This is a genomic window from Francisella salina (genome assembly GCF_000219045.1).
GTDB classification, from domain to species: Bacteria; Pseudomonadota; Gammaproteobacteria; order Francisellales; family Francisellaceae; genus Francisella; species Francisella salimarina.
The window spans coordinates 166,920-192,489 of the sequence record NC_015696.1 but is presented as its reverse complement, the minus strand read 5'-3'; the positions used below and the strand labels follow the sequence as shown (position 1 = coordinate 192,489).

Here is a 25,570-nt window from a genome sequence, read left to right as displayed (position 1 = left end):
ATAAATGTTATTAGATGTTTTACAAATTATCTCTTGGCTAGTTGTAGGAGTTCTAATATTCTTAGTAGCTGCTACTGTTGGTTTTGACTTTGGTGTAGGTATTCTTGCCAAATTTGTTGGTAAAGATGACTACGAAAAAAGAGCTATCATAAATACAGTTGGCCCTACTTGGGACGGTAGCCAAGTTTGGTTTATCACAGCTGGTGGTGCTATATTTGCTATTTGGCCACAAGTTTATGCTACTAGCTTCTCAGGTTTATATATTGCTATCTTACTAGTGTTATGGGGACTTTTCTTAAGACCTCCTGCTTTTGAGTATAGAAAGAAAATAGATAACCCTACATGGAAAAACTTCTGGGACTGGATGCTTTTGTTAGGAAGTGTTATTCCTATAGTTGTCATGGGTGTAGCTGTTGGTAACTTATATTTAGGTTTTCCTATCTCTTATGATGATACTTCAAGATTAATATATGGTGCTGTTACTAACGGCCAGTATCAATCTATGTGGGTTACTTTGATACACTTACTAACTCCATTTGCATTATTGTTTGGTATATTTGCTCTAAATATGTCACTAATGCATGGTTCAGCTTATGCTAAGCTTAGAACAGATGGCGTTTTAAGAGATAGATTCAGAAAAATTACAAATGTTACAGCGACTATTTACTTAGTCTTATTTGTAATCGCAGCTATTTGGATTGCTCTAATACCTGGATATCAGTACTCTACTGGTGCAAGTTGTACATACGCATCAGAAGCATTACAACATCCATTCAGTGCTGGAGTTATTACTAATGACCATTCTTGGTATTATAACTTCACGCAAGCTAAAACTATTTGGATGTGGTTTGCTCCTATTCTAGCTTTTGTTGGTGCATTACTTGTTATCAAGTTCAACAACAAAGATAAAGATGGTGCTGCTTTCATAGCTAGTATGGCCTCTCTACTAGGTGCTGTATTAACTGTTGGCTTTGCATTATTCCCATTCATTATGGTATCTAATGTAGGTAATTTCCAATATAGCTTGACAGTATTTAACGCAAGTAGTAGCCAAACTTCTCTAATAGGTATATTATGTGCAGCTGTTATTATACTTCCAATCATCTTCTCTTATACATTCTTTGTGTATAAGAAAATGTGGGCAAATGGTCGTAGAGTATCTGCTGAAGAAGTTAAAGCAAACTCTCACGAGTTATACTAAGAGGAGACTAGTATGTTTTATTTATTATGGATTACATCTGCATTTGTAGCTGTTGGTGCTGGTTGTTTTGTAGCTAGCAGAATCGACAAAAAAGAAGACTAATTTTCTATCTGCTATTTTCTTCTATTTTATTTCTTCTCTTTGATATAAAATTTTTTCATTCAAATTTTATTTGTTTTAAAAAATGAAAAAAATAATATCTCTGACTATCACCTTATTTCTTGTTATAACATCTAATTGTTATGCAGATATTATTGTTGGAACAACTGGAGATTATGCTCCTTTTTCAACTTATAACAAAAACGATAATAAATTCTCTGGGAAAGATATCGATCTCATAAAAACTTTTGCTGAAGCAAATAATGAAGATATTAAATTTGTTAAGACCACTTGGGCAACTGCTGAAGGTGATCTAAAAGACAATAAATTTGATGTCTTTGTAGGAGGTATGACAATAACTCCTACTCGTCAAGCAAAATTCATATTCTCTACTCCATTAGGCTCTTTTAGTAAGGCTGCTATGACTAGCTGCAAAAACTTATCTAAGTTCAAGAGCTTTGCAGATATAGACAATCCAAATACTCTAATCATAGAAAATAGAGGTGGAACAAATGAAAAATTTGCCTTACAGAAAATCAAAAATGCTCAATTATTAATTATCGCTGATAATAAGCTTGCAGTTAAATCTATCACCGATGGCATAGATGGTATATATCCAGATATAATGTTTACTGATTCGCCCGAAATTGCGTATCAGCACTCTATAAATCGAAGCATTTGCCAAGTACCAGTTAAAGTTGATGATAGTATTTCATATAAGGCTTTTATGTTTAATAACACACCAATAGGAAAAAGTCTTGCGAGTAAATTTAATGACTGGATAAAAGATAACCCTAAAATTTTTCATCAATATTTAAATTCAGAAAAATAGAAGTTGGCTAAATCAACCTAGCTCTATTGGGTCAATATCAAAACACATCTTAACTGAATTTTTTAAACTTGACATTATTTGACTATTAGCAACCCATTTAATTATTAAATTTATCTGACTACGTGAGTTCGAAGTTAAAAGTATACTATAACGATATACATTATTTTTTTTCAGATGAAGAGCTGGTAATGGCTTAGATACTTGCACACCAGAGCTATCTTTCAAGCTTGAATATATTTGCTCCAACATATTTAAGACTTTATTCTCATCTTTTGATTCAGCTATGATTTGTGCTTGATAGCTATAAGGTGGATAACTCGCGTACTTTCTTTGCTCTAGAAGATAATCCAGAAACTCAAGATAGTCACTATTTACCAATAACTGTAAAAGTTTATTATCAGGCTGATATGTCTGAAGTATTACCCTTCCAGGTTTATCTGCTCTTCCAGCTCTTCCAGAGACTTGAACTATCATTTGCGCAGTTCGCTCTATTGCATGAAAATCAGTACTATATAAACCAGCATCAATATTAATTAATCCCGCTAAGGTAATATTCTCGAAATGATGCCCTTTTGCTATCATCTGAGTACCAACTATAACATCAACTTGTTTATCATTTATCATTTGATTAATGCTATGTAGGTCATTCATAGTTTTGATATTTGATCTATCAAAGCGCACCACCTTATTATATGGAAATCTCGCCTCTATTCTTGACTGAACTTTTTCAGTACCACTACCATAAGCAAAAAGCTCTTCAGCATTACAACTTGGACAAGCTGTAACTATTGGCTTACGAGAACCACAAAAATGACATTCTAAGTACTGATATGGATGTGTATGTAATGTATATGGTTTATCACATCTCTTACACTCCACAGCCTCTCCGCAACTCTTACAGACCAAAGCCTTAGCAAAACCTAATTTGTTGATAAATACTAATGACTGCTGATGATCGTTGATATTCTGCTCAATCAATGAAAAAAGAGTATTACTAATACCATTATCAACAATACTTGATTTTAGATCTAATAGCTCAATCGTATTCTGGTGTGAGTTTAGCGCCCTTTTATTAAGCTTGAGTAAATCATATTTATCAGCCACATAATTATAATAACTTTGAATAGATGGTGTAGCACTACCCAGAACTACTGGTATATCAAGCTGACTAGCTCGAAATATAGCAACATCACGAGCATTATAACGAATAGTTGTTGTTTGTTGCTTATATGAACTATCATGTTCTTCATCAACGATGATAATCCCAAAATTCTTAAAGTCAGCTAAGACTCCACTTCGAGTAGCAATTACAATATCAGCTTCGCCATTTTTTATTTTTAACCAGTTAGTTAACCTAGTTTTATCACTTAGTTTAGAATGTAGTGCAACAACATTCTTATCTATAAACCTCTTCTCAAATCTTTTGATTGTCTGTGGTGTAAGATTTATTTCTGGCACTAAGACAAGAACTTGTTGAGACTTTGACAAAAACCTCTGAATCACATGTAAATAAACCTCTGTTTTGCCACTTCCAGTTACTCCATAAAGTAAAGATACCTTGAAACCCGATTGTGATGTAATTTGCTCAAAAGCATATTGCTGTTCTGGATTAAGCAACTTAGGTAAGTCTGATTCTATAGTATTATTAGACTGTCTTAACTTATAAGTTTTTTTGAGGATGTTTTTATCAAGAAGTTTATTAATAACATAGCTAGAGGCTAATTCTTTTAGATCCTCAAAACGAAGCGCTTCATTATTAGCAAAAATTTTTAGAACATCTTGTTGCTTTGAAGTCAGTTTATGTTGCTGTAGCTCTATTTGATCTAAATATACATAGGTATCTTTCTGAGGAGAAACTTTCTCGATTTTCAAAAAATCATTTGGTAAAGCCAAACGTATAGCATTATATAAATCACAACAATAATACTGCGATAACCAAAAAATAAGTCTTTGTACAGCATCGCTAATAGGTTGATCTATAATCTTTAGAATAGGTTTTACTCTTGTAAGCTCATAATCAATCTTTATATCTTTAGCTACAACAAAGCCTATAAGTTGACGCTTACCCACCTGTACCAAAACTCTGCTAAATAGCTCGACATTAGCATCTTTAATAGAGTAATCAAGCAAGTAACTTGGAGGTACTGCTAGAGCAACCTTAACAATCATTATCTAACTTCTGTAGTTTTTGTATTTTTATACCAATAATAAAAGCCATAAACAGCTGTAATGAAAAATATAAAGTTTTGTAGCACTTGACCATACAGTTCTTGTTGATACATGACTACAACGAAATACAAATCAGAAACAATCCATACAATCCAATTTTCCATAAACTTCTCTATAGTCATAATAATTGCTGTAAATGTAATACCTGTCAGAATACCTGTTGAAAATATATCTGCTGAACTAGTGATATAGTTAAATACAATACTAAAAATACATAGTATTGCTAGATACACAATATAACGAAAATAATCAGCTCTCTTCATCCATTTAACAGTCTTATGCTCACCATCTATACCTTGTGTATACCACTTATACCAACCATAGCTGAAGAATATCACATAAACGAACTGCAACAGTACTAATGAGTAGGTCCCCTTCATCGCAAACAAAAATAACAAAAGTATCGCACCTACTATACCCAATGACCAAGACCATACTTTAAGTCTTGCTAAGTATATTGTATACAATACATTTATAATCAATGCTGAATAATCAAGAGTCTCAAATATCATTATATAATTCCTATATCTCTAAAAACACTCGTATAATTTTATATCAAGATCTTTATATAAGTCAGACTTTATTACATTAATTTTTCTTATAGAGCTCGTTTTGAAATTAATCGTTGGATTACACGCCAAATATATCTCATACAAGTCTGTACTAAATACATCACAATTTAAATAACAAATATCTTGAGCAGTTATCCTAATAACTCCGGCGGTTTCTAAGTCATATAAGATTTTCTTAACTTTATCGTAATCAGCAACCGCCATCTTTTGATACATCTGATCAATACTAATCCCATTTCTCAATTCTCTTTGAGCCACATGTAGCTCTTTAAGCATACAAACACTTATACTTAAATCATCTCTTTTTACTTCTTTCTTAAAATCTAATGTCACCTCCATATACTGTATAGCTTTGATCATCACAGCACCTAAAAGTGTAATCTGCCAAGCCACATAAACCCAAAGTATAAAAATAGGTATCAAAGATAATGAACCATAAATTACTGAGTAAGTAGGCACATAAAACATGTATAGTGCAAAAATCTTCTTTGCAATAGAAAAAACTATAGCTACAAAAAATGCTACAATTAACGCCGTTTTTGAGCTAATCCTTGTATTAGGTAATATTTTATAAAAAACAAAGAAACCTGCTATTAAAAAAATCAAAGATAATCCGTTTAAAAGATATTGCTCGATACCAATATCTTTTACAAACCAAGCCATAGAAATAAGATACGTACTAGAAATAAATACAAAACCAATAAGTATAGGCCCCATTGTCATCAAAGCCCAATACACTAACAAGCTTTGAACAAGAGGTCGCTGTTTATTAACATAAAAAACTTTATTTAAAGTAATTTCCAACCTTTTAATCATTAGAAAAATAACAACCAATAAAACTATAACGGATGTAATTGGCAAAGAGGTCATCTTATCAGAAATACTTGTGATGTACTGCTGAACTGTCGCTGCAGTCTCAGGAAGCATATTTTGGAAAAGAAAATTCTGCAAATTCTCAGAAAGAGAGCTAAATGCATTAAAAGCATTCAAAATATTTATTATAATGAAGAAAGCTGGTACGATAGCAAACAAGCTTGTAAGGGTTATAGCTGCAGCTACTGTTGGACAGTCTTTACGAAGATATTCTTTGAAGACCCAGATCCAATAGTTTTTAAATATTGACAAATATTTTTTGTATAACTTGATATCAAACATAGAAAAAAAACAATGAAAAACATACTAATACTATACTACAGCCAAGGTGGAAGTACAAAGAAAATGGCTCATACCATAGCCCTAGGTGTAGAAGTCACAGGTGCTACCGCCATAGTTCGTACGGTACCAAATATCTCAGCAAAAACTGAACAGGTTGATTCTAAAATTCCAGATAATGGCGATCTATATGCTACAAAAGAAGATCTTGCAAACTGCGATGGTTTAATTGTTGGAAGCCCAGCTTATTTTGGCAATATGGCATCACCTTTGAAATACTTTTTAGAAATTCATAGTGATATATGGTTTAAGGGTAGTCTGATTGGCAAGCCTGTTGGTTTTTTCACAGCTGCCTCTGGGATGCATTCAGGGCATGAGAGCACTCTACTATCAATGATGATCCCTTTTATACATCATGGTTGCCTAATTGTTGGTGTACCATATAGCGAACAAGCTCTAGAGCATACACGTACAGGTGGTACACCGTATGGTGCATCTCATCTAAATACTTTTTCACCAAACAAAAATATGTCAGATGATGAGATTAAAATTTGTAAAACATTAGGTAAAAGAGTCGCGGATATTGCCAATAAACTTTCTTGTTAGGAGAATATTAGATGAGAAATATTTTTTATACTTTAATATTTTTATCACTTTTACTACTAAACAGCTGTAGCACATCTCAGCCAAGCTATTCTGCTAACTCAGTAGGCCAAGTATCCCAAGTAAAGCAAGGTAAAATCATAGATATTCAACAAGTCAAAATTAAAGGTAACAGTAATATAGGTGCCCAAATTGGAGGACTTGGTGGTGCTTTTGGTGGTGCTTTTGCGGGCGCAGGAGCAGGAATGCTTACCAGTATTGCTGGCTCTATCGGTGGAGCTATAGTTGGTGGTATTGCTGGAGGAGCAACAGAAGATGCCATAACCTCTTCAAAAGGCTATCAATTTACAATACAGTTAAGTAATGGTGAAACACTTGCCATATTACAAGAAGATAAACATGATTTAAATATTGGCGATGAAGTAACTATATATATGTCTGGTAATAACACCAGAATTGTTCCTGCAAAAAACTAAAAGACAATATTAAAAATAAGTAAAATTTGCTTTCGTAACACTTATAGTTTAGTATATTTTTTTTCATCATTATTGATTAGTATTTACATTTCCTGTGAACACTAAATAGTTTTTTTGACTTAGAGGAACCTAACCTAATGTATAAGAAAAAAGTTACCACACTGGGATTAAGCATCTGGTTTGCATGTGCATTTTTTTATGCTCTTGAGTATTTTGTAAGATCATCGACAGGCGCTCTACTTGATGACTTCACAAAAGAACCTTATAGCCTTAGCCTCGCAGCGACTGCAATGTTTAGCTCATCATTTTATTGGAGTTATATAATATCACAGATACCTGCTGGCATACTCGTAGATAGATTTGGCATCAAGAGAGTAATGATAGCAAGTTCGGCCATATTTTCTCTAGCAATGTTGGTCGCAAGTATTGCCCATAATGAGTCAATGCTTCTGGCTTATAGAATATTAGCTGGATTTGGTGGAGGCTTTGCTATATTGTGCGCTATAAAAGCAATCGCAATTTGGTTACCAAATAGATTATTTCCTGCATTTACAGGTTTAACGCAATTTGTACTATATATAGGTGCAACGCTTTCAGCTGCTCCTCTAGTATTCTTAGCTAGCCACTTCAGTATTTCACAAATCATGGCTTTACTATTTATAATTTCTATAATTTTGTTGCTTGTTAGCATATTTATAATACAGGTACATCCTGACTACTCTAAGCATAATAAACAAAATGAACATAAGAAAGATAATTTAAAGGATATTATTACTGTATTTAAAAATAAACAAATTTGGTTTAACGGCCTGTACTGCTTCACTATCTATGGAACAACTGTTCTTTTCGCAGACTTATGGGGTATAAAATATCTACAGCTAACAGGTTTTTCTGAAGTCAACGCTGGTTACTGCACTTCATTAATTTTTATTGGTGTAGCTATATCTAGCCCTATATGGGGTACTGTTGCATCAATATTTGATGGTGAGAAGAAATTCTTATTGATTACACCTATTTTTGGGTTCTTTATTGTTACATATTTACTGTTTTTTAATACAAGCTTTCCTATAGCTGTAGTTTTATGTATTCTTTTTGGTGCTGTCCAAGCTGTTCATGTTCTAAACTATTCTGCGTTGAGAAATACAGTTTCTGCAACGCAGATTGCAACGGGATTAGCAGTAGTTAATATGTTCTTACCATTAAGTGGAGGGGTTTTGCAACCAACCACTGGAGCATTAATAACTCATCTAAAACAATCACATGAATCATTATACGCATTCCAAACAACATTAATTATTATTCCAATATTAATGATTCTTTCATTTATAATCGCTTTGTTTATCAAAGATTCAAATAACTAAAATATATACTGCTTTACTCTAACTTTTTTTTAATCTATTATTTGTTATAAAATTTTGAACTTGTATTATGATATGAAAAAATTAGTAATTGCTGTGGCTGTAGCGATAGTCATTATAGCTTTTGTAGCAGTCAACTTTCTAACAAAAGATTCCACTAAACCCCAAACTACTAAAGGATCTCACGATATAACTGTCGTTGCAGCTGAAAACCAGTATGGAAGTATAGCTCAACTTATAGGTGGTAGTAATGTCAAAGTTACTAATATCATAAATAATGCTGATGGGGATCCGCATACTTTTATATCATCAGTTAAGAACGCTAAACTCTTAGCATCAGCTGATGTAATTATTTACAACGGTGCTGATTACGACTCTTGGATCACACCTATTATTCAAAGCAATAAACATGCCAAAATCATTAAGGTACAAGATCTCCTAAACTATCCAGAGACTCCAAAATTTGGTATTAATCCACACCTTTGGTATGATCCCGATACATTCCCTGCTCTAGCAAAAAAACTAAAGGAAACATTCTCTGAAGAAGATAGTATTGATAGTAACTTATTTGAAAAAAACCTAGTTAATTTTAATCATAAGTACCAACAAGTATATAACCTGGTTGGCCAAATTAAGAAATCTAGTGCAGGCACACCTATAACAGCTACAGAGCCTCTGTTTGGCTATATGTCAGATGCTTTAAACTTAGATATGAAGGGTTTGGCATTCCAGTGGGTAATAATGAATGAATCTGAACCGAGTCCTACTATGATGGTTGATTATCAAAACTTATTCTTAAATAAAGAAGTTAAAGTTCTTTTCTATAATAAGCAAGTTACTGATAATGTCACTAATAAAATGTTAGAACTAGCAGAAGAAAACGATATACCAGTAGTTGGTATTACAGAAACAATGCCTACAAATGAAGATGCTATTACATGGATGGTAAAAACACTGCAAAAAACTGCTGAAGCTCTAGATAAAGCAAACCAATAAAATGATCAGATGTTCAAACTTAGTGATTGGCTACGATAAACCAATCACACAACCTCTTAATCTTGAAATCCCAACGAATGCTTGGGTAGGTATAGTAGGTAAAAACGGTGTTGGTAAATCAACCTTTTTTAAAACACTATTAGGCAAGATACCAAGCTTCTCGGGGTCTATAACTATTAATGAAAAGAAAGTTGATATCAATACTATAAGCTACATACCACAAGAGAGAGAAATAAACTTTGAAGAAAAAACATCGGGTTACACGCTCGTAAAATATAGCCACAAGCCTAGTTCATGGGGGCTACCTGTATTTAATAAAAATTTCAGAGAAAAACTAGACTACTTAATTACCTTGACACAAACTCAAGATTATATTCACAAGCCATTTAAAAATCTTTCTGGTGGTCAAAAAAAACGTATATATTTAGTTCAAGCACTTATAAACAACCCCAAAGTATTACTATTAGATGAGCCTTTATCTGATCTTGATCCAGATGCAAAGCAAAGATTCCTAAGTTGTTTGAGAGCAATTCATAAACAAGAAAATATCACACTACTACTAATCTCTCATGACATGAAAGAGATTAGCTCTCAGCTAGATGCATTTATTCATTTTAAAGACGGACAATGCCATTACTGCAATGAATTACCATGTCTACAGGAGGATATCTGTGTTTAACTATACTTTTATGATTTATGCTTTTATAGCAGGTACTATAATTGCTCTTATTTGCGGGATTATTAGTTTTTTTGTAATTATTAGAAGATTATCATTTGCATCTCATGCACTAGGGCATATTAGCCTTACAGGAGCATCCGGAGCTGTTCTTCTAAATTTATCTGCCATGACTGGACAGCTCACTATAAATCTAATTGCAGGTCTTCTCATGGGTGCTTTTGGCGACAAAATCAAAAAGAACGATATTGCAATAGGTATAGTTTTAACTTTCTTTTTGGGGCTTGGTACATATTTCCTATTTTTATATCAAAGTGGCTACTCAGGTTCTGTAATGTCTATACTTGTCGGTAATATTTTGACTGTAACTTTAGAGCAGATTTATATATTGCTTGCCTTAGCTATATTCACCATAGCTCTTCTAGCTGCGATTGCTAGACCGTTATTCATATCATCTATTGACCCCGTATTTGCAGAATCAAAGAGAATCTCAAATAAGTTTTTGTCTATATTATTATTTATATGCATAGCAATCACTGTATCTATGGCTTGCCAGATTGTTGGTATATTGTTAGTATTTTCACTACTTATAGGTCCTGCTGCGATTGCTACTCAATGGGTTGATGGATTTTATAAACCTATAGCTCTTAGTACAGTGATATCCATCTTGACCGTTTGGTCTGGAATTATTGCCGCTTATTATATCGATGTTCCTATTAGCTTTTTTATCACTACTATTATCTGTATCTTATATCTGATAAGTATCATAAAAAACAAATTCTATTAATTTTTACTAAACTGTCAAATTGTGACTATACCAAAGCCTTATTTACCATTATAATTATGCTAGTTTTAGTATATTTAATATAAAAAATGATAATAACAAAAGAAGTTGAGTACCGTGGAGACGGTGTTTTATTGAAAGGTTTCTGTGCATACCCTGATAGAGGCGCGCACTTACCGGCAGTATTAGTTGCTCCAACATGGGCAGGTAGAGACAACTTTGCTTGTGAGAAAGCTATAGCGATGGCTAAAAGAGGCTACCTAGGCTTTGTTATAGATATCTATGGTGAGGGCAAAGTAGGTAGCTCTAAAGAAGAAAATGCTGCTCTTATGAATAATCTATTAGAAGATAAATATGCACTGATGACTAGGCTTAGATCAGCATTTAATGTTGTTAGAAAAATGCCTCGTGTTGATAAATCAAGTATTTCTGCAATAGGTTTCTGCTTTGGTGGTCGATGTGTCCTAGATATGGCTAGATCGAACTTTGAGTTAAAAGCAGCTGTTAGTTTCCATGGATTACTAGAATCCAACATCGTCAAAGAACAAAACATAGATACAAAGATATTGGTACTACACGGCTATAATGACCCTATGGTATCACCTGAACAAGTCAATAAATTCCAGCAAGAGATGGATATGCGCAAGGCTGAATGGCAATTACATACTTTTGGTAATACGTATCATGCCTTTACAAATCCTAATGCTAATGATCTGGAGTTTGGTACAGTATTTAACAAACTATCAAATAAAAGAGCCTGGAAGCTTGCTGAAGATTTCTTGAGAGAGACTTTTGTTAGTGGGTATTTTTAAATAATCATCTAAGCAAATTCTAACTACAATTCAAAATCTTGAAAGAGTCATCTTATTATAAATAACTTATATATCTATAGATAATTAACTATTATCATTTTATGGTCTTTAAAATTAATTTTAATTAAAGATTATACATTATGTACTTATCAAGAATTAAGAGGAGAATACATATGAAAAAGCTACTATTAATCCCTATTATGCTAATAATTATGACAACACTTGTAACTAGCTGTCACCATCATCACAAAAAACAAGAATACAGTAACTAATATTAATCTTCCGATAAAGTTTTAGTATTCAAGAAATAATGTCATCCTCTTACTTAGTATCTTTCATGATACCAATGTATGGCAACTGGCGATATCTATCATTATAGTCTAATCCATAACCAACTATAAACTTATCCTCAATTTCAAAGCATATATAATCTAGGTTTACTTCTCTTTCTAGCCTAGCTGGTTTGAAGAGTAAAGTTGCAAATTTCAAGCTCTTTGGCTCTAGCTCATTTATACCATCCATAAGCTTATGGTAAGTATGTCCAGTATCAACAATATCTTCGACTATAATTACATTTTTACCTTGGATATACTCTTTTTTCAAAGAGCCAATAGTGGAGATTACCTTACCCGAACTAACTGTACCAGAACCATAAGATGAAGCCGTCACAAAGTGAGTTCTAAGATCAACTTCTAGCTTCCTAGTTAGATCCGCAAAAAACATAAACGAGCCCTTCAATACACAAATCAATACAATCTCTTGACCTGCGTAATCTTTATTTATTTTATCAGCTAGCTTTGTAATCTCAGTTTCTAGCTGTTGGGCATTAATATATACTTCTGTATTATCTTTAGCAAAACTCATAATTAACCCTTTTTGAAATAATCTTCAAAGAATAAAATCTGTTCTCTAGATGGGCCATAAGCCAATGAAGATATTGGAATACCAATATGATTTTCTATAGTTCTTAAATATGTTTTAAGAGCAGTTGGCATATTTTCTTTCGTCACAACTTCATCAAGAGAGAACGGTTCCATATCTACCAATATAGGATCGACTTTATATAGATCTATGCCTGGATAAGCACAGAATATTTCTTTGCCTTCATACTTATAACCTATACATATTTTTAGAGTGTCTAAGTCTGAAAGCACATCTACTTTTGTCAAAGCTATAGAGGTAAGATTTGAACATTTAGCCGAGTATTTAAGTAATGGTAAGTCTAGCCAACCGCATCTACGTGTTCTACCCGTAGTTACACCTATCTCACCACCTTTCTTCTGAATAAAGCTACCCACATCATCAAATAACTCAGTAGGGAAAGGACCCTCACCAACTCTAGTAGTATAAGCTTTTGTGATACCTATTACATGATCAAGACTATGTCCTGCAGTTGTTGCACCTGAATACACACCAGCTACAGATGTGCTTGAAGATGTTACAAATGGGTATGTACCATAATCGATATCTAAAAGTACTCCTTGCGCACCTTCATATACAACATTTTTACCTGCAGCAATCGCTTGATCAATTATTGAGAAAGTATCAGCTGAATACTGTTGAAGCTTTTGACCTAATGTATACAATCTATCAAACTCTTCTTCTAAAGATGGATACTCAACTTTATAAAGATCCCTAAATAATGTCTCTTTCTCTGACAATGAAAGTGCTAATCTTGATCTTAAAACATCTTTGTCAAATAAATGTTTAAATTTGATACCTTTACGTGATACTTTGTCCTCATACGCAGGTCCAATACCTTTACCAGTTGTGCCTATTTTCTCAGTAGTACTACTTTCTCTAACAGCATCTAAAAGCTTGTGATATGAAGTAATAACCGTACAGGATTCTGAGACAAATAGATTATCTGCAGATATCTCAATACCAGTATCTTGTAAACGTGTAATTTCTGCATCTAGAGCTATTGGATCAACAACTACACCATGACCTATTACACATTTTGTGTGCTTATGCAAAACACCTGAAGGAATTAAATGAAGGAATGTTTTTTTACCATTTACGACCAGAGTATGCCCAGCATTATTACCTCCTTGATAGCGAACAACTAGATCTGATTTTTCGGCTAATGTATCGGCAATCTTACCTTTGCCTTCATCGCCCCACTGTGCACCAACGATTACAATATTTGACATATTAAATTGAATATCTAAAGATTAAAGTTTTGATACTAAATATACTAATATATTAGTGAGTATTTTACTAGTAAAATATCTGATAAACAAAAGCGTTTTGACTGAGATTTTGTGATTAAAATTGTTATAATAAGATTTTAATTTTAAGCTTTAACACGCCAATAACAAGGAAAAATCATGTCAAAAATAAAAAGGGTTCTAATATCTGTATCTGATAAAACGGGTATTGTTGAATTTGCCAAAGAGTTAAGCAAACATAATGTTGAAATACTTTCAACAGGTGGAACATCAAAAACCCTTAAAGAAGCTGGTTTAAATGTAAAGGATGTATCTGATCACACTCAGTTCCCAGAAATTATGAATGGTCGCGTAAAGACTCTGCACCCACTAGTTCACGGTGGTATTTTAGCAGATAGAGATAACTCTGAGCACCTACGAGCAATGACAGACAACAATATTGGTCAAATTGACATGGTTGTAGTTAATCTATACCCTTTTGTTAATACTGTTAAATCAGGCGCTGACTTTGACACTTGTATCGAAAATATCGATATAGGTGGCCCATCAATGGTGCGTTCGTGTGCAAAAAATCATAAGCACACAACTATCGTAACAAATCCTAATCAGTATGAAATAGTTGCAAAAGAAATGGCAAATAATGGTGGCCAAACAACTCTAGCTACTAGACGTAGTTTTGCTAAAGAAGCATTTGCTCATACTGCTGAGTATGATAGTCATATTGCAAACTGGTTCAGCAAAGAGTTAGATGAAGAATACCCAGAAAAACTATTCTCAGTAGGTACTCTAAAGCAAGTTCTAAGATATGGTGAAAATCCTCATCAGAAAGCAGCTGTGTACTCTACTGATACTGATTGTGTCAGCATTACAAATGCTAAACAACTACAAGGTAAAGAGCTATCATACAACAATCTAAATGATGCTGATGGTGCTTTTGAAATGGTTTGTGAATACTCAGAGCCTTCATGTGCGATTATCAAACATGCAAACCCTTGTGGTATCGCATCTGGTAAAAATGCTTTTGAAGCTTGGACAAAAGCCCTAGCTTGTGATCCAATTTCAGCTTTTGGTGGTATTGTTGCATTTAACTGCGAGGTTAATAAAAAATTTGCAGAATCTCTAGGCAAGATGTTCCTAGAAGTAATAATTGCTCCAAGCTATACTCAAGAAGCACTTGATATCTTAGCTGCTAAAAAGAACCTTAGAGTTCTAGAGACTGGCAAAGCTTTTGATACAAAATCATCGCGTATGATTAGCAAAAATATTCATGGTGGGATTTTATCTCAATCTTATGACAACGGTGGTGTTGACATTACTGATTGCAGAGTTGTAACTGACAGAGCTCCAACTGACAAAGAGTGGGCTGACATGATGTTTGCTTGGAAAGCTGTTAAATATGTCAAATCTAATGCTATCGTCTATGCTAGAGATACTCAGACAGTTGGTATTGGTGCTGGACAAATGTCTCGTGTTGACTCTGCTAGAATTGGAGCAGAAAAGGCACAAGCTCATGAAGGTGCTAAAGGTTCTGCTGTGGCTTCAGATGCCTTTTTTCCATTTGCTGATGGTTTAGAGGAATGTATCAAAGCTGGCGCAACTGCTGTAATCCAACCAGGTGGTTCAAAGAATGACCAGGAAGTTATTGATGCTGCTAACAAAGCAGGTATCACTATGGTCTTCACAGGTATGAGACATTTTAGACATTAATCTTTTAAAAACATATATCTTATTTAAATCTTCTAATTGTATAGTCACTATTTTTAAGATAATGCTGATGTTAACAATGGCGATATTACTAATATTATTCCAACAAAAATAACAAAATAGATACTTTTAGTTCGATATTTCTCAAGACTAGGTATTTTAAAAACAATATACGCAGGCACCAAGCAACCCAATATACCAAAGACAGGTCCAGACAGAGGTACTAATTTATATACAGGAGCATCAAAAACTATTGAAAGCCATGTCATTAAAAAAATTATTCCTATCACAAGCGTATTTAGACTAAAAATACCCTTTGAGTCCTCTTTTAGCCCTAATTTGATAGCACTATTTCTCAGCAAGCCTTTTAGAGACTCCTCCATACCTGCTAGCACACTCAAAAAAGATGTCAAAATAGCACATAAGCTAATAATAATTCCACATGTATATATCAGCATATTTGATATGTGCTGTTTCTCTAAAAGTATAAATGCTGATTGATTATTTTGTGTTGCCTCTAATGCATCAGCTCTAGGAATAACTAGCGAAAATGATAAAACATAAAAACCAATAATAATAACCAAGATCACAAATGCTAAAGTCATAGTTTTTAAAGTTTTAGATAAAACAAAATCCTTATCTTTATTACCATAATACTTGCGATAGCCAATTACCATAGGGCTTAGAGATTGAATAAATAATATCGATGTCAAAGAAAATGGTAACATAATAATACTCTTAGCAACGAACTCGCCAGTATCTGTTGGCATTTCGACAACATTCTTAAGTGACCACAGTGGAACCAAAGATATAGACACCAAGATAATCGCTACAATTAATATAAACACCAAAAAAGTTGATACTCGTACAAATAATTTCTGACTTTTCATTCCAGTGAATATCAGTACAATCATCAGTAAAGCACTATATAGTGCATTTTGTTCCAGGTGTGGGTTTGAACTAATATCAAACATATACAAATATGCTGCTAATGATTTTGCAACAACTTCAGCATATATAATAGTCCATGTTAACATCATCAATAAATATACAGCTCCTAAAAAAACTGCCCATTTACTACCTAATAATTCAGCTACAGTGTCCTTATATGTTTTTGGTTGCTTTGTAGCAAACAAAGTCTCTATGTATAGCTTTTGAAATAGATAAATACCAGGATAAGCTATTAGTATTGAGACAACAAAAACTACAAAACCTACAACCCCAACACTCACAGGCACCAATACAATACCGGCACCTACTGCCATACCAATACTGACAACTAACCAACCAAAATCAAATTTATCAAAATTTGCTAAACTTCTCATTTTCAACTAACTTGGGTACACGTAATTATATTCTAGCTTTTTTGGCGGTGATTAAAAATGAAGAAATAAAAGATTACAAGACTATTTTTCTAAGAAACAACTATTGTTTCACCCACACTAAATTATTAGTATCAAAACCTAGTGCCTTAGCTTTTTTAACAAAATCATTTTTGACACTTTGTGGCACAGTTTTAGTTCTTGATAATAGCCATAAATAATTTTTATTAGCACCTGCAACGTAAGCATACTTATAATCATCGTCAAGCTTGAATACTACATAAGCTCCATAAAATGGTCTAAAGAAAGATACTTTAAGATATCCCTTATCATCTTCATCTACAAATTTAGCGATACCTGTTGCATAACTTCTCTTACCAGTTGACGGTGTAACTCCACTATTTACCACTTTTATCGAACCATCTGGGTTTAGGCTATACTCAGCGTATACTTCTGTCATACCCTTTTCAAAATTATTATCGAATCTAGCTATCTCATACCATTTACCTAAATATTTATCTGCCTGAAAGTTCTCCACAGGCTTAATATTATCAGGTTTTGTTACACAGCCAGTTAATAACACTGCAAGCAAAACCACAGCTATTGATAACATTTTTCTCATATTATTCACTTTTAATTTTTTATCCATTACCCAGTATAGTAAACTAATCATGATATTTAACTATAATTAAACTTTTTTAATATTATGCAACTAAGTTATTTTGATCTACTCAAAAAAAACGATTTAACAGAATATAAGCTTTTTATAATCACAGGTGATGAACCTTTACAAAAGCATAATATTATAGAAAAAATAACAGATCAGTTTAAAGCAAAGAGTTATGAAATTTCATATCATGATTTAAATGAGCAAAACTTAGATGTCTTGTATGGTGAAGTTGATAGTTTAAGCTTGTTTGCTATGGATAGGCTTATTCAATTTAGCTTTGATAAACCTCCTCAAAAAAAGCTCCAACAGGCTTTAGTTGATAAACTATCAAATGAAGATGATAATATTTATCTATTGGTTTTCAATGGCATGAAAAAACAAAACATCTCAGCTAAATGGTTCCAGAGCTTGGAGCATCGAGCTGTACACATACGTATTTTTCAACCCAACATAGATAATGCTATAAACATAATAGACTATGAAGCTAAACAACTGGGGCTAACTCTTACAAAAGCTGCTATTCAACTACTAGTCCAAAAAACAGAAGGTAATCTAATTGCCTCTAAACAAATCATCAAACTATTGTCTCGTCAAGAAGTCCAAAACTTTGATGAAAATACAATTCGCCCATTTATACATGAACATGCTAGTTTCGATATATTTGATTTATCTGAGGCTATTTTATCCCAACAAAAAACTAAAGCCCTAAAAATTCTAAATAGCATTTTAGCTGAAAATGATAAACCTCCCTTAATACTATGGGCTATCAAAAGAGAGCTTAGAATAATCTCTCAACTTAAAAACACTCAACCGACATATCATCAAAAGATATTCAAGGATAATAATATTTGGTCCTCAAAGCAGAAATTCTACATCAGTTTAGCTAATAGAGTTAGTATCGACAAAATATCTACAGGTTTTGAAAAATGCCTAGAAGTTGACCTATACATCAAAGGCGCAAAAAAAGGTAATATCCGACTTAAACTCAATGAAATAATTTTTGAAATTTTCTAGTTCAGTTTTGAGTTTTTTTTATTGTTAAGCTATAAGTATTATTTACTTTTTTTAGACAGTTGATATTATTAATCAGGATTAATCAATCAATGTTAAGGAATATGTTAAAGATATGAAAGTAGTGACCGCTGAATATATATGGATTGATGGTTCAGATCCTGTACCTGGTCTTAGGTCTAAAGGAAGAGTTTTACCATTTAAAGATTTTGAGACAGCTGACGATTTCCCTGAGTGGAGTTTTGATGGTTCCTCTACAAATCAAGCTACTGGTGATAATTCGGACTGTATTTTAAAGCCCGTTAACTTTGTAATCGATCCACTGAGAGAATGTGGATACCTTGTTATGTGCGAAGTTTATAATCCAGATGGAGAGACTCCACATGCCACTAATAATAGAGCTAAGCTAAGAAATTTACTGGCTAGTACAGACTGTCAAGATATGTGGGCAGGTTTTGAGCAAGAGTATACAATGTTCAAGAATGGTCGTCCATTAGGTTGGCCTGCTAATGGCTTCCCTGGACCTCAGGGACCGTATTACTGTAGTGCTGGTAATAGCAAAGCCTATGGTCGTGATTTAGTAGAAGCTCATATGCAAGCTTGCTTAGATGCTGGAATACTATTTTATGGTATCAATGCTGAAGTTATGCCTGGACAGTGGGAGTTCCAAATTGGTTACAGAGGTGTCGAAGGCGAAGATGCCGGAATACTTAACATATCTGATCATACACATTTAGCAAGATGGCTTTTAGAAAGACTTGGTGAAGAGTATGGTATAGATATTTCATTTGATAATAAGCCTATCAAAGGTGACTGGAATGGTGCAGGTCTTCATACAAATTTCTCTACAAGTAAAACAAGAGATCCAGAAACAGGTAGAGAAGCGATTAAGAAAATATGCGCTTCATTAGAAAAAAATCATAAAATAGACATACTAAACTATGGACACAATCTTCACGAAAGGTTAACAGGCGAATTAGAAACATCCGATATGAGTACTTTTAGTGTCGGAGATGCTGACAGAGGCTGTTCTATTAGAATCCCTAGACCTGTTGCTCTTAAGGGCTATGGCTACCTTGAAGATAGAAGGCCTGGTGCAAACTCTGATCCATATGTAGTTGCTATAGCTTTAGCAAACGCTGCTATTAACTAGCCTAAGCGTTTCTATATATTAAATCTCTCTTTTTTTATGTAAAATAAAATCCATACAATCTTTAAAACATATCTAAATGAAAACAAAAATGATTAGAGCTGGAGCTACTAATGAAAACTACTATGCAAATATCTTTAATGCTATTAGTGATAAAGATGGTTTTTTGACAAAAACTGATGTATTAGCCATTTTAGATGATGCTGGTATAGCTAGTGATGATCCACGCACCAAAAAGCTGAGAGCTGAACTAGATGGGTTAACGGTCATAGATAAGATTGACTTTAACAAATTCAAGGAAATGACCTTAGAGAGTAGTAGTATCATTGAAAAATCTGTCAATAAAGGCTTTATGATACCTAACTTTAAGGATTTCCAAAAAGAGATTAAAGAAATCTATGAAGAAACCAAAAAGAATGTATCTGGCAAAAATGCAGACTACATCCCCCAATTAGCGCGAGTGGATTCTGAGCTTTTTGCAGTTGCCTTTTGTAGTGTTGATGGCCAAATGATTACTTTGGGCGATTTCTTACATCCATATTGTGTACAATCTACTGCAAAAGCTATTACATACTGTATTGCAACAGAAGAAAATGGCGAGGATAAGGTTCACAAACATGTAGGCAGGGAACCGAGTGGTATTACGTTTAACGCAATCGCATTGAATAAGTATGATTTACCTCATAACCCAATGATAAACTCCGGCGCAATTATGACCTGCTCACTGATTAAACCCGAATGGAATTTAGCGGATAGATTTGAATACATAACAAATGTTTGGAAAAATTTAGCAGGTGGTGAATCTATTGGTTTTGATAATGCGGTATATCATTCTGAAAAAGAAACTGCCGATAGGAACTATGCCCTAGCTCACTTTATGAAAGAGGTTGGAGCATTTCCAGAAGGTACTAATATACATACATCGTTAGATTTCTACTTTCAAACATGCTCGATTCAGATCAATGCAAAAAAAATGGCTAAAATCATGGGATCAATTGCTAATGGTGGTATATGTCCTTTTACTCACAAAAAGATCTTTTCTCCGACAACAGTTCGCAACTGTTTATCTATGATGTACTCTTGTGGAATGTATGACTTCTCAGGTGAATACGCATTTTCTGTTGGATTGCCAGCAAAATCAGGCGTATCAGGTGCATTAGTCATAGCCATACCAAATGTTGGTGGTTTTGCAATATTTTCCCCGCGCTTGGACAATAATCACAACTCTGTTAGGGGTGTAGAGTTTAGCAAAAGATTAGTAGAAAAATTTAGTTTCCACAACTATGATCATATCACTCATTGTGACAAAATTAATCCTATTGAGAGTAGAGTAACTATAGAGTCAAACCTAACTCTTGAACTAATCTGGGCTGCCAGTAATGGAGATCTATCAGAAATAAAAAGAGCTGTCGCATTAGGAGTTGATATTAGCAAAGGAGATTATGATAAAAGAACAGCTCTTCACTTGGCTGCTGCTGAAGGTCATGAAGATGTTGTCAAGTACCTCATCCGCAAAGGAGCAAACCCTACTATTAAGGACAGATGGGGCAAAACTCCTCTTGATGATGCTAGAGCTAATAGCCACGGGCATATTGTAAGATTATTAGAAAAAGTTTCATCATAGAAACAGGTAAACTCTTATACTTCATATAACCTTTACTTATATCTCTTATCAAATTATCTGATAATAGCTGGTTGCTTTTATTTTTTAACTCATATATCTTTACTACAGATTAATTAATTTAAAATCTACAAATAAGGATTTGATTCATGAGTAAATTCATTAATAAAATACTATCAGTAATAGAAATGTTCATATTTGGAATTCGCTGGCTTCAAGCGCCAATCTATTTGCTTTTGTCACTAGTTTTATTTGGCTTTATCTACGAAATATATCATGAACTTCACCATTTATTTACTGCTTATAGTACCATTGATGAAGATCAACTTATTATACTAGCTTTGACACTATGTGACGTTGTGCTAGTAGCAAATCTTGTAGTAATTGTAGTAATAAGTGGCTATGAAAACTTCGTAAGTAAAATGAACCTTGATAAAAAAGGTGGTGGTCAACCTGTTTGGATTAAAAAGCTATCTCCAAATGCAGTTAAATTAAAGATTGCTGGCTCTATTATAGGTATTTCTTCAATATCTCTTTTGAAGAAGTTTCTAGAAGTATCTCATTCATCTGATAGAGATTTAGCATGGTCAGCAGCTATCCACTTAGTGTTTGTAATATCTGCACTACTAATCGCATTTACTTCATTTATAGAAGGTAAATCTCACAAAGCTAGTTATGATGATGACCACTAACTAGTTTTTCTCACCTAAATATTTTATTTCCTACGTCCTAGATCTTCATCTTCAGGCTTGCCTTGGATAATTCTAGTACGCTCATCACAAGAAACTAACATATTTTCATCAAATTTAAAGAAAGCATGAACTTCAGCTATTAGTTTACGATTATCCAGCTTGATATTAGCATATACTCTATGTAAAGAGGCTACCATATCACCCTCTTCTACTAGATGAACAAACTCAAATCTAACACTTTCAACAACTTCACGTTGTTTTTTGATGTGCTCAATAAAGCCCTCATAATCAATCTTATGACCATCAACAACTTGTTTATAATCTAAACGTACAAATTTTTGAATAAAATTTTCGGGATTAATATCTGGATTATAGATATTTTCAAATAAAGATTTTAATAAGCTTTTTTTCGACACTTTTTACTCAGGCTTCATATGTGGGAACAATATTACATCTCTGATAGATTGCGAATTCGTTAGATACATTACTAATCTATCAATACCTATACCTTGACCAGCTGTAGGAGGCATACCGTATTCTAATGCTTGGATATAATCTTTGTCATAAGGCATTGCTTCATCATCACCAGATGCTGCTGCTTCAACCTGCTTTCTGAAACGTTCCGCCTGATCTTCTGCATCATTTAGCTCGGAGAAGCCATTGGCAATCTCACGCGCACCAACAAAGAACTCAAATCTATCTGTAAACTCAGGATTACCATCTTGTCTACGTGCTAAAGGTGAAACTACAGCTGGATAATCTGTGATAAATGTAGGTTGAATTAGTTGATGCTCAACTGTTTCTTCGAATATTTCATTTATTAGGTGACCAAGCTCATGATAGGCTTCTACTTTTATCTTCAACTTCTCAGCAACAACTTTTGCAGATTCAAATGTTGCTAAATCTTCTTTAGTAATATCATCATTATATTTAACAATTGAATCAACCATTGAAATACGCTCATACTTACCACCAAAGTTAATCTTACACTCACCATACTCAAGTATTTCACTGCCTATAACCTCTTGTACAAGTTTAGACAACATATCTTCGGTTAGATCCATAAGATCATTATAATCAGCATACGCCATATAGAACTCTAGCATTGTAAATTCTGGATTATGACGAGAAGAAACACCCTCATTCCTGAAGTTGCGGTTTATCTCATATACTCTCTCAAAGCCACCAACAACTAATCTTTTTAGATAAAGTTCCGGAGCTATACGTAAGTATAATGGCATATCCAAAGCGTTATGATGTGTTTTAAATGGCTTAGCTGCTGCACCGCCTTGTAAAACATGCATCATAGGAGTCTCTACTTCCATAAAATCCATATTATCAAAATAATTACGGATAAAGCTGACGACTTTTGAACGAACTTTAAAAACTTCTCGAGCTTTTTCATTTGTGATTAAGTCAACATATCTTTGACGATATCTCATCTCTTGATCTGCTAAACCGTGGAATTTATCAGGTAATGGTCTAATTGCTTTTGTTAGGATTTCAAAATGATTTGCCTCAACAGAAAGTTCGCCAGTATTTGTCTTAAACATAGTACCTGTAATGCCCACAATATCACCTAGATCACATAGGTTTTTGAAAGTATTGTACTGCCCTTCTGGTAAATCACTTTTTTTAAGATAAATCTGTATTCTACCTGAATAATCCTGTAACGTAATAAAAGAAGCCTTACCCATCACACGACGAAGTACAACTCTTCCTGTTACATTGTAAGTTTTTTTATTTTCTAACTCTTCTAGCTCTTGTTTTGAGTAATGTGCATATTGATTCTGTAAATCATGAGCAACTACATTTCTTCTAAAACCATTTGGATGACTGATACCGTTATTTTGATCTGCTAGTGTTTGAAGCTTTTCTTTCCTAAGCCCCATTTGCGAACTTTCTTGCATATCTGTTACATGTTTTTTAACAAGTACAGATATCTTCTCTTTTACGCTTTCATTTATCTCACTAATGCCTTCTAGAGATTTGCTAACTTGCTCTCTAAGCTTACCTCTTACAGCATCTTTAACTGTAATATCATTAGCATCCAAATACTCTTTAATCGAATTTTTTATTAAATCTTTTAATTTACTACTCATTTTAAACCTTATTACATTCTCTACGGTTTTGTATATATCTCTGCGATGAAAAAACATGTCGCTACAACCTATGTAGTAAGTAGCGAAACTTTATTTATCAAACTATTTATTATAACCCACTTTTTAGGCTAGCCTCAATAAACTTATCTAAATCACCATCTAAAACTGCTTGTGTATTTGTATTCTCAACACCCGTTCTTAAATCTTTGATTCGAGACTGGTCTAAAACGTAAGAACGAATCTGACTTCCCCAGCCAATATCAGCCTTTGTATCTTCGAGAGCATTTTTCTCAGCATTTCGTTTTTGAAGCTCCATTTCATATAGCTTTGATTTTAATTGCTTCATCGCACTATCACGGTTTTTATGCTGTGATCTATCACTTTGACTTTGTACAACTATATTTGTTGGGACATGCGTAATTCTTACTGCTGAATCAGTTTTATTGACATGCTGACCTCCTGCTCCTGAGGCCCTATAAGTATCAACTCGCAAATCTGCTGGATTAATCTCAATATCAATATCGTCATCAACTTCAGGTGATATAAATACCGATGCAAAAGATGTATGACGTTTGCTATTTGAGTCAAATGGCGATTTTCTTACTAGTCGATGAATCCCTGTCTCAGTTCTCAGCCAGCCATAAGCATATTCACCTTCTATTTTTAGAGTACAGCCCTTAATACCTGCAACATCACCATCTAATACATCATCAACAGTGATCTTGAAACCGTGACTATCTGCCCAACGCATATACATACGCATTAGCATCTCTGCCCAATCCTGTGCTTCTGTACCACCTGAACCTGATTGAATATCCAAAAAAGCATTATTAGAATCCATCTCTCCAGAGAACATTCTTCGAAATTCTAACTTTTCTATCTCGCTAGTTACATCTTGAGTATCTTTTGCAATTTCTTGCATCAAAGATTCATCTTCTTCAACAAGCTCAAGTAGCTCTGTTAAAGTTTCTAGAGTTTCATAAATATGTTCACAACCATTTACAACATTCTCAAGATCTACTTTTTGTCTGCCCAGGTTTTGTGCATATTCAGGATTATCCCATATAGAGCCATCTTCAAGCTCCATCAAGACTTCTGTTAGCTTTTCTTTTTTGACATCATAGTCAAAGATAGTCCCGTAGAGATTCAATACGGGCCGTTAGATCTTTTAATACAACCTTGTAATTTATAGATTCCATTTTATTGATTTTTATTGATTAGAATTTGTGTATAGATTTTATATTTTTGTGCTGAATTTTACAAACAAAGAGTATTCAAAGTTATTTAAATACTCTCTTATTCTTTTAACCTAACTCTGCTATCATTTAGTATAAGAT

At 33.6% G+C, this 25,570-nt stretch carries 25 protein-coding genes; 15 read left to right on the top strand and 10 right to left on the bottom strand.

From position 1 onward, the window contains the following. Positions 1–4: 4 nt before the first annotated feature. The 3 genes from cydB to F7308_RS00895 all read left to right on the top strand — a co-directional run bounded on the left by cydB (position 5) and on the right by F7308_RS00895 (position 2,132). Positions 5–1,201: a cytochrome d ubiquinol oxidase subunit II gene (cydB, locus tag F7308_RS00900; RefSeq protein WP_013921973.1), complete on the top strand. Its 1,197-nt coding sequence runs from the start codon at positions 5–7 to the stop codon at positions 1,199–1,201. A 12-nt stretch (positions 1,202–1,213) separates the two neighbouring features. Beyond that, the gene (locus F7308_RS09970; RefSeq protein WP_030003323.1) at positions 1,214–1,303 is read left to right on the top strand and encodes a hypothetical protein; all 90 of its coding nucleotides are present in this window, start codon (positions 1,214–1,216) and stop codon (positions 1,301–1,303) included. An 82-nt stretch (positions 1,304–1,385) separates the two neighbouring features. Beyond that, complete coding sequence (locus F7308_RS00895) at positions 1,386–2,132, top strand: transporter substrate-binding domain-containing protein (RefSeq protein ID WP_013921972.1); 747 nt, start codon at positions 1,386–1,388, stop codon at positions 2,130–2,132. 12 nt (positions 2,133–2,144) lie between these two features. Here F7308_RS00895 and priA read toward each other — a convergent pair whose 3' ends face one another. The 3 genes from priA to F7308_RS00880 are packed head-to-tail and all read right to left on the bottom strand — an operon-like array spanning position 2,145 to position 6,088. Continuing rightward, entirely contained in the window at positions 2,145–4,301 is a 2,157-nt protein-coding gene (gene priA, locus F7308_RS00890; RefSeq protein WP_013921971.1) for a replication restart helicase PriA, read from the bottom strand. Next, the gene (pnuC, locus tag F7308_RS00885) at positions 4,301–4,873 is read right to left on the bottom strand and encodes a nicotinamide riboside transporter PnuC (protein ID WP_013921970.1); all 573 of its coding nucleotides are present in this window, start codon (positions 4,871–4,873) and stop codon (positions 4,301–4,303) included. Before pnuC ends, priA begins: the two co-directional genes overlap by 1 nt. 18 nt (positions 4,874–4,891) lie before the next feature. Further along, complete coding sequence (locus tag F7308_RS00880; RefSeq protein WP_013921969.1) at positions 4,892–6,088, bottom strand: YhjD/YihY/BrkB family envelope integrity protein; 1,197 nt, start codon at positions 6,086–6,088, stop codon at positions 4,892–4,894. Positions 6,089–6,100: 12 nt separating this feature from the next. Here F7308_RS00880 and wrbA point away from each other — a divergent pair, with 12 nt between their 5' ends. From wrbA to F7308_RS00845, 7 genes are all read left to right on the top strand, one after another. Further along, on the top strand, positions 6,101–6,691 hold the full coding sequence (wrbA, locus tag F7308_RS00875) for an NAD(P)H:quinone oxidoreductase (RefSeq protein WP_013921968.1): 591 nt from the start codon (positions 6,101–6,103) through the stop codon (positions 6,689–6,691). Between the two features lie 11 nt (positions 6,692–6,702). Further along, a complete protein-coding gene (locus F7308_RS00870; RefSeq protein ID WP_013921967.1) occupies positions 6,703–7,164 on the top strand; it encodes a hypothetical protein in 462 nt (153 codons plus the stop codon). Between the two features lie 137 nt (positions 7,165–7,301). After that, complete coding sequence (locus F7308_RS00865) at positions 7,302–8,525, top strand: MFS transporter (RefSeq protein WP_013921966.1); 1,224 nt, start codon at positions 7,302–7,304, stop codon at positions 8,523–8,525. 72 nt (positions 8,526–8,597) lie between these two features. Continuing rightward, entirely contained in the window at positions 8,598–9,518 is a 921-nt protein-coding gene (locus tag F7308_RS00860) for a metal ABC transporter solute-binding protein, Zn/Mn family (RefSeq protein ID WP_013921965.1), read from the top strand. Position 9,519: 1 nt separating this feature from the next. Further along, the gene (locus tag F7308_RS00855; RefSeq protein WP_013921964.1) at positions 9,520–10,197 is read left to right on the top strand and encodes a metal ABC transporter ATP-binding protein; all 678 of its coding nucleotides are present in this window, start codon (positions 9,520–9,522) and stop codon (positions 10,195–10,197) included. Continuing rightward, positions 10,118–10,981 carry a metal ABC transporter permease gene (locus F7308_RS00850; protein WP_041263574.1) on the top strand — a complete coding sequence of 288 codons (864 nt, stop codon included), beginning with the start codon at positions 10,118–10,120 and terminating at the stop codon, positions 10,979–10,981. The genes F7308_RS00855 and F7308_RS00850 overlap by 80 nt, the downstream gene beginning before the upstream one ends. An 86-nt stretch (positions 10,982–11,067) precedes the next feature. Beyond that, on the top strand, positions 11,068–11,790 hold the full coding sequence (locus F7308_RS00845; RefSeq protein ID WP_013921962.1) for a dienelactone hydrolase family protein: 723 nt from the start codon (positions 11,068–11,070) through the stop codon (positions 11,788–11,790). 321 nt (positions 11,791–12,111) lie between these two features. On the opposite strand, the gene hpt is transcribed toward F7308_RS00845, so the two are convergent. Then, the gene (hpt, locus tag F7308_RS00840; protein ID WP_013921961.1) at positions 12,112–12,654 is read right to left on the bottom strand and encodes a hypoxanthine phosphoribosyltransferase; all 543 of its coding nucleotides are present in this window, start codon (positions 12,652–12,654) and stop codon (positions 12,112–12,114) included. Positions 12,655–12,656: 2 nt separating this feature from the next. Next, positions 12,657–13,943, bottom strand: coding sequence for an adenylosuccinate synthase (locus F7308_RS00835; protein WP_013921960.1), 1,287 nt, complete (start codon positions 13,941–13,943; stop codon positions 12,657–12,659). 177 nt (positions 13,944–14,120) lie between these two features. On the opposite strand from F7308_RS00835, the gene purH reads away from it, so the two are divergent. Continuing rightward, entirely contained in the window at positions 14,121–15,668 is a 1,548-nt protein-coding gene (gene purH, locus F7308_RS00830) for a bifunctional phosphoribosylaminoimidazolecarboxamide formyltransferase/IMP cyclohydrolase (protein ID WP_013921959.1), read from the top strand. Positions 15,669–15,721: 53 nt separating this feature from the next. On the opposite strand, the gene F7308_RS00825 is transcribed toward purH, so the two are convergent. Together F7308_RS00825 and F7308_RS00820 are read right to left on the bottom strand one after the other, a co-directional pair. Then, positions 15,722–16,990: an aromatic amino acid transport family protein gene (locus tag F7308_RS00825; RefSeq protein WP_013921958.1), complete on the bottom strand. Its 1,269-nt coding sequence runs from the start codon at positions 16,988–16,990 to the stop codon at positions 15,722–15,724. 100 nt (positions 16,991–17,090) lie between these two features. Continuing rightward, on the bottom strand, positions 17,091–17,609 hold the full coding sequence (locus F7308_RS00820) for a lipocalin family protein (RefSeq protein ID WP_013921957.1): 519 nt from the start codon (positions 17,607–17,609) through the stop codon (positions 17,091–17,093). 84 nt (positions 17,610–17,693) lie between these two features. On the opposite strand from F7308_RS00820, the gene holA reads away from it, so the two are divergent. The 4 genes from holA to F7308_RS00800 all read left to right on the top strand — a co-directional run bounded on the left by holA (position 17,694) and on the right by F7308_RS00800 (position 22,131). Further along, positions 17,694–18,671: a DNA polymerase III subunit delta gene (holA, locus tag F7308_RS00815; RefSeq protein WP_013921956.1), complete on the top strand. Its 978-nt coding sequence runs from the start codon at positions 17,694–17,696 to the stop codon at positions 18,669–18,671. A 112-nt stretch (positions 18,672–18,783) separates the two neighbouring features. Continuing rightward, positions 18,784–19,821 (top strand): glutamine synthetase beta-grasp domain-containing protein, encoded by a 1,038-nt coding sequence (locus F7308_RS00810; protein WP_013921955.1) that lies wholly within the window; start codon positions 18,784–18,786, stop codon positions 19,819–19,821. Positions 19,822–19,897: 76 nt separating this feature from the next. Next, the gene (glsA, locus tag F7308_RS00805) at positions 19,898–21,442 is read left to right on the top strand and encodes a glutaminase A (protein ID WP_013921954.1); all 1,545 of its coding nucleotides are present in this window, start codon (positions 19,898–19,900) and stop codon (positions 21,440–21,442) included. A 146-nt stretch (positions 21,443–21,588) separates the two neighbouring features. Further along, positions 21,589–22,131: a TIGR00645 family protein gene (locus tag F7308_RS00800; protein WP_013921953.1), complete on the top strand. Its 543-nt coding sequence runs from the start codon at positions 21,589–21,591 to the stop codon at positions 22,129–22,131. A gap of 23 nt (positions 22,132–22,154) precedes the next feature. Here F7308_RS00800 and F7308_RS10240 read toward each other — a convergent pair whose 3' ends face one another. The 3 genes from F7308_RS10240 to prfB all read right to left on the bottom strand — a co-directional run bounded on the left by F7308_RS10240 (position 22,155) and on the right by prfB (position 25,432). Beyond that, the gene (locus tag F7308_RS10240; RefSeq protein ID WP_013921952.1) at positions 22,155–22,547 is read right to left on the bottom strand and encodes a nuclear transport factor 2 family protein; all 393 of its coding nucleotides are present in this window, start codon (positions 22,545–22,547) and stop codon (positions 22,155–22,157) included. Positions 22,548–22,550: 3 nt separating this feature from the next. Beyond that, the gene (lysS, locus tag F7308_RS00790; RefSeq protein ID WP_013921951.1) at positions 22,551–24,233 is read right to left on the bottom strand and encodes a lysine--tRNA ligase; all 1,683 of its coding nucleotides are present in this window, start codon (positions 24,231–24,233) and stop codon (positions 22,551–22,553) included. A 109-nt stretch (positions 24,234–24,342) separates the two neighbouring features. Beyond that, positions 24,343–25,432 (bottom strand): peptide chain release factor 2 gene (gene prfB / locus F7308_RS00785; RefSeq protein WP_198006049.1). Its coding sequence is split into 2 segments (ribosomal slippage): positions 24,343–25,359 and positions 25,361–25,432, totalling 1,089 coding nucleotides; the frame shifts between segments, so codons are not numbered across the junction. Positions 25,433–25,570 lie beyond the last annotated feature (138 nt).

Coding starts and splice junctions, on each gene's coding strand:
- hpt (WP_013921961.1), bottom strand. CDS start 12,654: ATGAGTTTTGCTAAAGATAATACAGAAGTATATATTAATGCCCAACAG.
- F7308_RS09970 (WP_030003323.1), top strand. CDS start 1,214: ATGTTTTATTTATTATGGATTACATCTGCATTTGTAGCTGTTGGTGCT.
- F7308_RS00870 (WP_013921967.1), top strand. CDS start 6,703: ATGAGAAATATTTTTTATACTTTAATATTTTTATCACTTTTACTACTA.
- F7308_RS00835 (WP_013921960.1), bottom strand. CDS start 13,943: ATGTCAAATATTGTAATCGTTGGTGCACAGTGGGGCGATGAAGGCAAA.
- F7308_RS00800 (WP_013921953.1), top strand. CDS start 21,589: ATGAGTAAATTCATTAATAAAATACTATCAGTAATAGAAATGTTCATA.
- wrbA (WP_013921968.1), top strand. CDS start 6,101: ATGAAAAACATACTAATACTATACTACAGCCAAGGTGGAAGTACAAAG.
- holA (WP_013921956.1), top strand. CDS start 17,694: ATGCAACTAAGTTATTTTGATCTACTCAAAAAAAACGATTTAACAGAA.
- F7308_RS00825 (WP_013921958.1), bottom strand. CDS start 16,990: ATGAGAAGTTTAGCAAATTTTGATAAATTTGATTTTGGTTGGTTAGTT.
- F7308_RS00810 (WP_013921955.1), top strand. CDS start 18,784: ATGAAAGTAGTGACCGCTGAATATATATGGATTGATGGTTCAGATCCT.
- F7308_RS00855 (WP_013921964.1), top strand. CDS start 9,520: ATGATCAGATGTTCAAACTTAGTGATTGGCTACGATAAACCAATCACA.
- priA (WP_013921971.1), bottom strand. CDS start 4,301: ATGATTGTTAAGGTTGCTCTAGCAGTACCTCCAAGTTACTTGCTTGAT.
- pnuC (WP_013921970.1), bottom strand. CDS start 4,873: ATGATATTTGAGACTCTTGATTATTCAGCATTGATTATAAATGTATTG.
- F7308_RS00895 (WP_013921972.1), top strand. CDS start 1,386: ATGAAAAAAATAATATCTCTGACTATCACCTTATTTCTTGTTATAACA.
- F7308_RS00820 (WP_013921957.1), bottom strand. CDS start 17,609: ATGAGAAAAATGTTATCAATAGCTGTGGTTTTGCTTGCAGTGTTATTA.
- lysS (WP_013921951.1), bottom strand. CDS start 24,233: ATGAGTAGTAAATTAAAAGATTTAATAAAAAATTCGATTAAAGAGTAT.
- F7308_RS00860 (WP_013921965.1), top strand. CDS start 8,598: ATGAAAAAATTAGTAATTGCTGTGGCTGTAGCGATAGTCATTATAGCT.
- F7308_RS00865 (WP_013921966.1), top strand. CDS start 7,302: ATGTATAAGAAAAAAGTTACCACACTGGGATTAAGCATCTGGTTTGCA.
- F7308_RS00880 (WP_013921969.1), bottom strand. CDS start 6,088: ATGTTTGATATCAAGTTATACAAAAAATATTTGTCAATATTTAAAAAC.
- glsA (WP_013921954.1), top strand. CDS start 19,898: ATGAAAACAAAAATGATTAGAGCTGGAGCTACTAATGAAAACTACTAT.
- cydB (WP_013921973.1), top strand. CDS start 5: ATGTTATTAGATGTTTTACAAATTATCTCTTGGCTAGTTGTAGGAGTT.
- F7308_RS00850 (WP_041263574.1), top strand. CDS start 10,118: ATGCATTTATTCATTTTAAAGACGGACAATGCCATTACTGCAATGAAT.
- F7308_RS00845 (WP_013921962.1), top strand. CDS start 11,068: ATGATAATAACAAAAGAAGTTGAGTACCGTGGAGACGGTGTTTTATTG.
- purH (WP_013921959.1), top strand. CDS start 14,121: ATGTCAAAAATAAAAAGGGTTCTAATATCTGTATCTGATAAAACGGGT.